This is a genomic window from Pseudokineococcus marinus (assembly GCF_013004605.1).
GTDB lineage: Bacteria > Actinomycetota > Actinomycetes > Actinomycetales > Quadrisphaeraceae > Pseudokineococcus > Pseudokineococcus marinus.
The window spans coordinates 1-9207 of sequence record NZ_JABEMA010000114.1; the positions used below are offsets into that span (position 1 = coordinate 1).

The window sequence follows — 9207 nt, forward strand, 5'->3', positions numbered from 1 at the left end:
CCGCCGCCGTGCCCGCGCAGCGCCAGGCCGTGCGGCCGGCGCCGTGGGTGACGCGCCAGGCGCTGCCCGCCTGACCCGCCTCCAGCCCGCCCGCCGCGCACGGCCGTCACCCGGTCGGCGCAGCGGCCCACCCCGCTCCTCAACGCACCGCTGCGGCGTGCCGATGAAGAGGGCGTGCTCCCACGGACGGGAGCCGTCCGTCGTACGACCTCAGGGAAGAGAGCCATCTCATGGGTTTCCAGATCAACAACAACGTGGCCGCGTTCAACGCCTACCGGAACCTGTCGGTGACGCAGGGCGCGGTGTCCAGCTCGCTGGAGAAGCTGTCGTCCGGCCTGCGGATCAACCGCGCCGCCGACGACGCGGCCGGCCTGGCCATCAGCGAGGGCCTGCGCAGCCAGGTCGGCGGCCTCAAGGTCGCCGTCCGCAACGCCCAGGACGGCATCTCGGTGGTCCAGACCGCCGAGGGCGCCCTGTCGACGTCCACCTCGATCCTCCAGCGCATGCGCGACCTCTCCGTGCAGGCCGCGAACGACGGCGGGCTGAGCGGCGAGGCCAAGGCGAACATCCAGAAGGAGATCGTCCAGCTGAACGAGGAGCTGACGCGGATCTCCGACACGACGCAGTTCAACGGCAAGGCCCTGCTCAACGGGTCGTACAACGGCGCCTTCCAGGTCGGCGCCAACGGCGGCGAGCAGATCGCCGTGGCCATCAGCACCGACATGGACGCCACCGGTCTCGGCACGGCTGCGATCGACGTCACCGTGGCGTCGACGGCGAGCACCTTCAACGCCGACGGCTCGCTCAACGTGCCGGGCGCCGGCGCGCGCGGCGCCATCGACCGCATCGACGCCGCGATCCAGACGGTGTCGACGGCTCGCGCGGACCTCGGCGCGAAGCAGAACCGGCTCGAGATGACGATCAAGAACCTCAACGTGTCGGTGGAGAACCTCACCGCCTCGGAGAGCCGCATCCGCGACACGGACATGGCCCAGGAGATGGTCAGCTTCACGAAGTCCCAGATCCTGTCGCAGGCCGGCACGGCGATGCTCGCCCAGGCCAACCAGATGGGCCAGGGCGTCCTGCAGCTCCTGCGCTGACGTCGGCCGGCGCGAGCCCGCACGTCAGGCAGCACCGCACCACCAGCACCACCCGCAGCGGCGGGTCGGTCCCCCTCGGGGACCGGCCCGCCGCTGCGGCGTTCACCCGGTCGAGCGATGACGTCGGCGGTGGCCTCAGGCCCGCGCCCCGTACGCCGATGAAGCGCGTGAGCCACCACGGACGGGGGCTCGTCGACCTCGCACCACCCTCAGGGAAGAGAGACAGCCATGGGTTTCCAGATCAACAACAACGTCGCGGCGTTCAACGCGTACCGGAACCTCTCGGTGACGCAGGGATCGGTCTCGAGCTCGCTGGAGAAGCTGTCCAGCGGCCTGCGCATCAACCGGGCCGCGGACGACGCGGCCGGCCTGGCGATCTCCGAGGGCCTGCGCAGCCAGGTCGGCGGGCTCAAGGTCGCCGTCCGCAACGCCCAGGACGGCATCAGCGTCGTCCAGACCGCCGAGGGCGCGCTGTCCACCAGCACCTCGATCCTGCAGCGCATGCGCGACCTGTCCGTCCAGGCGGCCAACACCGGTGGCCTGTCCACCGAGGCGACGGCCAACATCCAGACGGAGTTCAACCAGCTCTCGCAGGAGCTGACCCGCATCGCCGACACCACGCAGTTCAACGGCAAGAAGCTCCTCGACGGCACCTACTCGGGCAACTTCCAGGTGGGCGCCAACGGCGGCGAGCAGATCTCCGTGACGATCAACTCGGGCACGGCGAGCACCGCGCTCGACGCCGTCGGGCTGGGTGTCGCGACGAACGCCGGGGGTGCCACCGACCCCGACGTCCCGCTCGCGGTGGGCGCCACGGGCACCCTCGCGACGATCGACACCGCGATCCAGAAGGTGTCGACGGCTCGCGCCGACCTGGGTGCGAAGCAGAACCGGCTCGAGATGACGATCAAGAACCTCAACGTGTCGGTGGAGAACCTCACCGCCTCCGAGAGCCGGATCCGCGACACCGACATGGCGGCCGAGATGGTGTCCTTCACGAAGTCGCAGATCCTGTCCCAGGCCGGCACGGCGATGCTCGCCCAGGCCAACCAGATGGGCCAGGGCGTCCTGCAGCTCCTGCGCTGAGCCCGCCGGGTCACGGCCCGACTCGCCCAGCACCGCACCAGCAGGACCCATCGGCCACACGACCAGCACCACCCGCAGCGGCGGGTCGGCCCCCCGGGGACCGGCCCGCCGCTGCGGCGTCACCCGTCCGGGTGGCGCTAGGCAAGGGCGCTCAGGCACCGCCCCACCGCCACCGATGGACCGACGTGACCCCACGGACGGGGTCCGCCCGTCGCACGACCTCAGGGAAGAGAGACCACCATGGGTTTCCAGATCAACAACAACGTCGCCGCGTTCAACGCCTACCGGAACCTCTCGGTCACGCAGAACTCGGTCTCGAGCTCGCTCGAGAAGCTCTCCAGCGGCCTGCGGATCAACCGCGCCGCCGACGACGCGGCCGGCCTCGCGATCAGCGAGGGCCTGCGCAGCCAGGTCGGCGGGCTGAAGGTCGCCGTCCGCAACGCCCAGGACGGCATCTCGGTGGTCCAGACCGCCGAGGGCGCCCTGTCCACCAGCACCTCGATCCTCCAGCGCATGCGCGACCTCACGGTCCAGGCGGCCAACACCGGTGGCCTGTCCACCGAGGCGACGGCCAACATCCAGAAGGAGGTCGACCAGCTCGCCCAGGAGCTGACCCGGATCGCCGACACGACCCAGTTCAACGGCAAGAAGCTCCTCGACGGCACCTACTCGGGCAACTTCCAGGTCGGCGCCAACGGCGGCGAGCAGATCTCCGTCGCCATCACCTCGGGCGGCACGCCGGCGGGCCTCGGCGCCGCCGGGCTCGGCGTCCAGGGCTTCGCGGCCGACGGCACCACCCCGGACCCGACCAAGGGTCTCGCGGTGACGGGCGGGACGGCGCTCGCGACGATCGACACGGCGATCCAGAAGGTGTCCACCGCTCGCGCGGAGCTGGGTGCGAAGCAGAACCGGCTCGAGATGACGATCAAGAACCTCAACGTGTCGGTGGAGAACCTCACGGCCTCCGAGAGCCGGATCCGCGACACCGACATGGCGCAGGAGATGGTCTCCTTCACCAAGTCCCAGATCCTGTCGCAGGCCGGCACGGCGATGCTGGCGCAGGCCAACCAGATGGGCCAGGGCGTCCTGCAGCTCCTGCGCTGACGCCGACGGGCGGTAGCCCGACCGCGCGCAGCACCGCACCGCCAGCACCGCTCGACCAGCACCGCAGCACCACGACCACGCACCACCCGCAGCGGCGGGTCGGTCCTCTCGGGGGACCGGCCCGCCGCTGCGGCGTCCGGGGGAGGCGCCGACCCGGTCGGACCCATGTCGCCCCGCTCAGGTGCGGCCGACACCGGCCGATGACCACTCCGGACCCCCACGGACGGGGGCCCTCCGTCGTACGACCTCAGGGAAGAGAGCCATCTCATGGGCTTCCAGATCAACAACAACGTCGCCGCGTTCAACGCCTACCGGAACCTCTCGGTCACGCAGGGCTCGGTGTCCAGCTCGCTGGAGAAGCTGTCGTCCGGCCTGCGGATCAACCGCGCCGCCGACGACGCCGCGGGCCTCGCCATCAGCGAGGGCCTGCGCAGCCAGGTCGGTGGCCTCAAGGTCGCCGTCCGCAACGCCCAGGACGGCATCAGCGTCGTCCAGACCGCCGAGGGCGCGCTCTCGACGAGCACCTCGATCCTGCAGCGCATGCGCGACCTGTCCGTCCAGGCCGCCAACACCGGCGGTCTGAGCGACAAGGCGAAGGAGAACATCCAGTCCGAGGTCGACCAGCTCGCGGAGGAGCTCACCCGCATCTCCACGACCACGCAGTTCAACGGCAAGAACCTGCTCGACGGCTCCTACAGCGGCGCCTTCCAGGTGGGTGCCAACGGCGGCGAGCAGATCTCCGTCGCCATCAACGCGGGTCTGAGCACCCCGGGCGACCCGAGCACGGGCATCGGTCTCAGCGCGGCCGGGCTCGGCGTCGCCGCGCTCGACATGGAGGGCCCCTCGGTGGCCTCCGTCGTGACAGCTGGCGTCAGCGACAACAGCGGCACGGGTGCCGCCCGCGCCATCGAGCTGCTCGACACCGCGATCCAGACGGTCTCGACGGCGCGCGCCGACCTGGGTGCGAAGCAGAACCGGCTCGAGATGACGATCAAGAACCTCAACGTGTCGGTGGAGAACCTCACCGCCTCGGAGAGCCGGATTCGCGACACCGACATGGCCCAGGAGATGGTGTCCTTCACGAAGTCGCAGATCCTGTCCCAGGCCGGCACGGCGATGCTCGCCCAGGCGAACCAGATGGGCCAGGGCGTCCTGCAGCTCCTGCGCTGACGCCCGCGCTGCACCAGCACCACCCGCAGCGGCGGGTCGGCCCCCCCGGGGACCGGCCCGCCGCTGCGTCGTCCCCCCTCCGGGTGATGCGGACCTCCCGGTGCTCAGGACCGCCGCACGACGGCCGATGGACGGGTGCGACCCCACGGACGGGGTCGGTCACCGCACCACCCTCAGGGAAGAGAGACAGCCATGGGTTTCCAGATCAACAACAACGTCGCCGCGTTCAACGCCTACCGGAACCTCTCGGTCACGCAGAACTCGGTCTCGAGCTCGCTGGAGAAGCTCTCCAGCGGTCTGCGGATCAACCGCGCGGCCGACGACGCGGCCGGCCTCGCGATCAGCGAGGGCCTGCGCAGCCAGGTCGGCGGGCTGAAGGTCGCCGTCCGCAACGCCCAGGACGGCATCAGCGTCGTCCAGACCGCCGAGGGCGCGCTCTCGACGTCCACCTCGATCCTCCAGCGCATGCGCGACCTGTCCGTGCAGGCCGCCAACGACGGAGGCCTGTCCGCCGAGGCCAAGTCGAACATCCAGAAGGAGGTCGTCCAGCTCCGCGACGAGCTGACGCGGATCGCCGACACCACGCAGTTCAACGGCAAGAAGCTGCTCGACGGCAACTACTCGGGCGCGTTCCAGGTGGGGGCCAACGGCGGCGAGCAGATCTCCGTGGCCATCACGGCCGGTGCGGCCGGCTCGACCGTGGCCATGAGCGCGGCGGGCCTCGGCGTCGCCACCCTCGACGTGACCACGGCCGCCACGGCCGGCCCTCCGGCGACCCCTTCCGGTGCCGACGCCGCCATCGCCGCCATCGACACGGCGATCCAGACCGTGTCGACGGCGCGCGCGGACCTGGGCGCGAAGCAGAACCGGCTCGAGATGACGATCAAGAACCTCAACGTGTCGGTGGAGAACCTCACCGCCTCGGAGTCCCGGATCCGCGACACCGACATGGCGCAGGAGATGGTGTCCTTCACCAAGTCGCAGATCCTGTCCCAGGCCGGCACGGCGATGCTGGCCCAGGCCAACCAGATGGGCCAGGGCGTCCTGCAGCTCCTGCGCTGACGCCGAGCACGCACGGGCTCGCACGGCGACCAGCACGCGAAGGGCCGGTCCTCCCGACGGGGGGCCGGCCCTTCGTCGTCCCTCCCCCCCGCCCGGCCCACCCGGACGACGCAGCGGTCGCGGCGCCACCTCTCAAGGGCGGCCGCCGCCTGCCGATGAGAGGCGTGGGCCACCACGGACGGGGGCTCGTCGACCTCGCACCACCCTCAGGGAAGAGAGATCACCATGGGTTTCCAGATCAACAACAACGTCGCCGCGTTCAACGCCTACCGGAACCTCTCGGTCACGCAGAACTCGGTCTCCAGCTCCCTCGAGAAGCTCTCCTCGGGCCTCCGCATCAACCGCGCCGCGGACGACGCGGCCGGCCTGGCCATCTCCGAGGGCCTGCGCAGCCAGGTCGGCGGGCTGAAGGTCGCCGTCCGCAACGCCCAGGACGGCATCTCGGTGGTCCAGACCGCCGAGGGCGCGCTGTCCACCAGCACTGCGATCCTGCAGCGCATGCGCGACCTGTCCGTCCAGGCCGCCAACACCGGTGGTCTCAGCGACAAGGCCAAGGAGAACATCCAGTCCGAGGTCGACCAGCTCGCGGAGGAGCTGACCCGGATCGCCGACACCACGCAGTTCAACGGCAAGAAGCTCCTCGACGGCAACTACAGCGGCGCGTTCCAGGTGGGCGCCAACGGCGGCGAGCAGATCTCCGTCGCGATCACCGCCGGTGCCGCGGGTTCCGCCGTGGCGGTCTCCGCCACGGGCCTCGGTGTCGACGCCCTCGACATGGAGGGTGCGTCGGTCGCGTCGACCTACAACGCGGACGGCACGGTCGCCACGACCGGCACGGGTGCCGCCCGCGCCATCGAGCTGCTCGACGACGCGATCCAGACGGTGTCGACGGCGCGCGCGGACCTCGGCGCGAAGCAGAACCGGCTCGAGATGACGATCAAGAACCTCAACGTGTCGGTGGAGAACCTCACCGCCTCGGAGAGCCGGATCCGCGACACCGACATGGCCCAGGAGATGGTGTCCTTCACCAAGTCGCAGATCCTGTCCCAGGCCGGCACGGCGATGCTCGCCCAGGCCAACCAGATGGGCCAGGGCGTCCTGCAGCTCCTCCGCTGACGCCGGAGGGCGCGAGCCCGCACCTCGGGCAGGCGGCACCGCACCACCAAGCACCACCCGCAGCGGCGGGTCGGACCCCCCCGGGGACCGGCCCGCCGCTGCGGCGTCCGGGGGAGGGGCTCCCCGGACGGCCCGCCCGTGACGGTCCGCGGCTCAGGTGGGGCCCCAGGGCGCCGATGCAGGACTACGAGCACCCGTCGGCGACCGCCGCGGGCGAGACCACCCCCGAAGACGCACCACCCGAGGACACGAGGAGATCGACATGGCCGGAGGGCTCTCCATCGGAGGCCTGTCGAGCGGCCTCGACACCACGAGCATCGTCAAGCAGCTCATGGCCGTCGAGGCGGCGTCGCAGACCCAGCTGAAGTCCCGCGTCACCGCGACGGAGAAGCAGGTCAGCGCTCTGCAGTCGATCAACAGCCGGCTGTCGTCCGTGGCGACCATGGCCGCCAAGGTGCTGCCGACGACCTTCGCCGGCACGACCGTCGCCGGCTCCGCCTGGACGGCCACGACGACGACGTCCAGCTCGACCGGCGTCAGCGCGACGGCGACGAGCTCCGCGGACGCCCGCCCCGGGTCCACGACCTTCACGGTGCAGCAGGTCGCCGCCGCGCACTCCCTGGTCACCGACCCCGTCGCGCAGGACGCCACGGTCGTCCCCGGGCCCCCGTACGAGGTGGCCATCGAGTTCCCCAGCGCCGGCGCCGACGCGGTCCGGCTCATGGTCGGCGGCAACGGCACCATCCGCGACGTCGCCGCGGCCATCAACGGCGACGCCAGCCTGGGGATGCGCGCCACCGTGCTGCAGACCGCGCCGGGGGAGTACCGCCTGCAGGTCTCCAGCACCACGACGGGCGCCGCCTCGGAGTTCGAGCTCACCAACCTGTCGTCCGGGACGACCGTGACCCGCACGGCGCAGGACGCGGTCATCGACATCGGCGGCGGCATCCTCGCGACCTCCGCCTCGGGCAGCTTCGACGACCTGCTCCCGGGGGCCTCCCTCAAGGTGCTCCCCGGCTCGGAGCAGCAGACGGTGACGGTCACGGTGGCCCGTGACGGGGCCTCGGCCTCGACGGCGACGAAGAACCTCGTCGACTCCGTCAACGTCGCGCTCTCGGAGCTGCGCAGCCAGAGCGCCGCGACGCCCGGGACCTCCAGCGGCAGCACCGGCACCGCGGGCCCCCTGGCCGGCGACGCGGTGGTGCGCTCCATCACGCAGAACCTGCTCGGCGCCGTGAGCGCGAGCGGCGTCTCGCCCGCCGAGGCCGGCATCGAGCTCTCCCGCGACGGGTCGCTCACCTTCGACCAGTCCCGCTTCGACGCCCTCATGGCGTCCGACCCGGCGAAGGCGCAGGCGATCGTCACGGGCCTCGCCGAGCGGCTCCAGGGCGTCGCGAAGGCCGCGAGCGACCCGACGACCGGCTCGGTGACGACGTCCATCACCGGGCGCCGCAGCACCGTCGCCGACCTCAACGACCAGATCGCCCGGTGGGACACGCGGCTCGACCTGCGGCGCACCACGCTCGAGCGGCAGTTCGCCTCGCTCGAGACGGCGCTGTCCGGCCTCCAGTCGCAGTCGGGCTACCTCGCCAGCCAGATCGCCGGCCTGCCCAGCTGGGGCTGACCCGGGCGGTCAGCGGGGCCGGAGCCCCGCTGACCGGCCGCTCCGCCCGTGTCCACCACCTGCACCCCCGCGCCCACCCCCGCGCCCACCCCCGGGCGCACCGCACCGACGAGAGGGACCACCCGTGCACAACCCCGCCGCCGCGCGCGCCCGCTTCCTCGCCGACGCCGTCGCCACCGCGTCGCCGGCCAAGCTGCTGACGATGCTCTACGACCGGCTCGTGCTCGACCTGTCCCGCGCCGAGCGCGCCCAGGCCGCGGGGGACCGCGCCACGGCGAACGCCCAGCTCCAGCACGCCCAGGACGTCGTCACCGAGCTCCACAGCTCGCTCGACACCTCCGGGGCCTCCGGGTGGGCCGGCGCCGCCGGTCTCGCCGGGCTCTACGCCTTCCTCGCCTCGGAGCTCGTCGAGGCGAACATCAGCGGCGACGTCGCCCGCACGGCCGCCTGCCGCGGCATCGTCGAGCCGCTGCGCGACGCGTGGCACCAGGCCGCCCAGACCGTGGCCCAGCAGTCCGCTCCCGCGGCCGCGAGCACCCCCGTCCTGCCCTCCCAGCGCACCGGTGCGGTGGACGTCGCCGCCGGCGGCCTGCTCTCGGTCAGCGCCTGAGCCCGGTGGCGGACACGAGCAGCCGGCGCGGGGGGCTCCTCCCCGCGCTGCGGGCGCGCCAGCAGGAGCGTCGCGCCGCCGTGCCCGCGCCCCGGGACGGCCGCTCGGACGGGCGCCCGGCACCGCGACGCGACGGCGACCGCGCGCCGGTCGTCGACGCCCCCGCGCCCGTCGGGGACGACGACACCGGGCGCGCCTTCCACGCGCAGTGGGAGGCGGCGCTGGGCGACCTCGAGCTCGAGGTCGCCGCCGCCGAGGACCTCCTCGCCCGGCTGCACCACCAGGCCGACGTCCCGCCGGCTGCCCCGCGCCGCCCGTGGGCGCCGCCCGTCGGG

At 72.3% G+C, this 9207-nt stretch carries 8 protein-coding genes and 1 pseudogene; all 9 read left to right on the forward strand.

Going from position 1 to position 9207, the window contains the following annotated elements; all coding sequences use genetic code 11:
- Window positions 1-230: 230 nt before the first annotated feature.
- On the forward strand, window positions 231-1100 hold the full coding sequence (locus HLB09_RS09045; protein ID WP_171203060.1) for a flagellin N-terminal helical domain-containing protein: 870 nt from the start codon (window positions 231-233) through the stop codon (window positions 1098-1100).
- A gap of 228 nt (window positions 1101-1328) precedes the next feature.
- Window positions 1329-2186: a flagellin N-terminal helical domain-containing protein gene (locus HLB09_RS09050; protein WP_171203061.1), complete on the forward strand. Its 858-nt coding sequence runs from the start codon at window positions 1329-1331 to the stop codon at window positions 2184-2186.
- A 240-nt stretch (window positions 2187-2426) separates the two neighbouring features.
- Window positions 2427-3290 (forward strand): flagellin N-terminal helical domain-containing protein, encoded by an 864-nt coding sequence (locus tag HLB09_RS09055; protein WP_171203062.1) that lies wholly within the window; start codon window positions 2427-2429, stop codon window positions 3288-3290.
- Window positions 3291-3557: 267 nt separating this feature from the next.
- Window positions 3558-4460 carry a flagellin N-terminal helical domain-containing protein gene (locus tag HLB09_RS09060; RefSeq protein ID WP_171203063.1) on the forward strand — a complete coding sequence of 301 codons (903 nt, stop codon included), beginning with the start codon at window positions 3558-3560 and terminating at the stop codon, window positions 4458-4460.
- A 192-nt stretch (window positions 4461-4652) separates the two neighbouring features.
- Window positions 4653-5522: a flagellin N-terminal helical domain-containing protein gene (locus HLB09_RS09065; protein WP_171203064.1), complete on the forward strand. Its 870-nt coding sequence runs from the start codon at window positions 4653-4655 to the stop codon at window positions 5520-5522.
- Between the two features lie 225 nt (window positions 5523-5747).
- The gene (locus HLB09_RS09070) at window positions 5748-6638 is read left to right on the forward strand and encodes a flagellin N-terminal helical domain-containing protein (RefSeq protein WP_171203065.1); all 891 of its coding nucleotides are present in this window, start codon (window positions 5748-5750) and stop codon (window positions 6636-6638) included.
- Between the two features lie 262 nt (window positions 6639-6900).
- The gene (gene fliD / locus HLB09_RS09075) at window positions 6901-8262 is read left to right on the forward strand and encodes a flagellar filament capping protein FliD (protein WP_171203066.1); all 1362 of its coding nucleotides are present in this window, start codon (window positions 6901-6903) and stop codon (window positions 8260-8262) included.
- A gap of 124 nt (window positions 8263-8386) precedes the next feature.
- A complete protein-coding gene (gene fliS, locus HLB09_RS09080) occupies window positions 8387-8872 on the forward strand; it encodes a flagellar export chaperone FliS (protein ID WP_322790099.1) in 486 nt (161 codons plus the stop codon).
- 80 nt (window positions 8873-8952) lie between these two features.
- Window positions 8953-9207: pseudogene (locus HLB09_RS09085) on the forward strand (hypothetical protein); the annotation flags it as partial.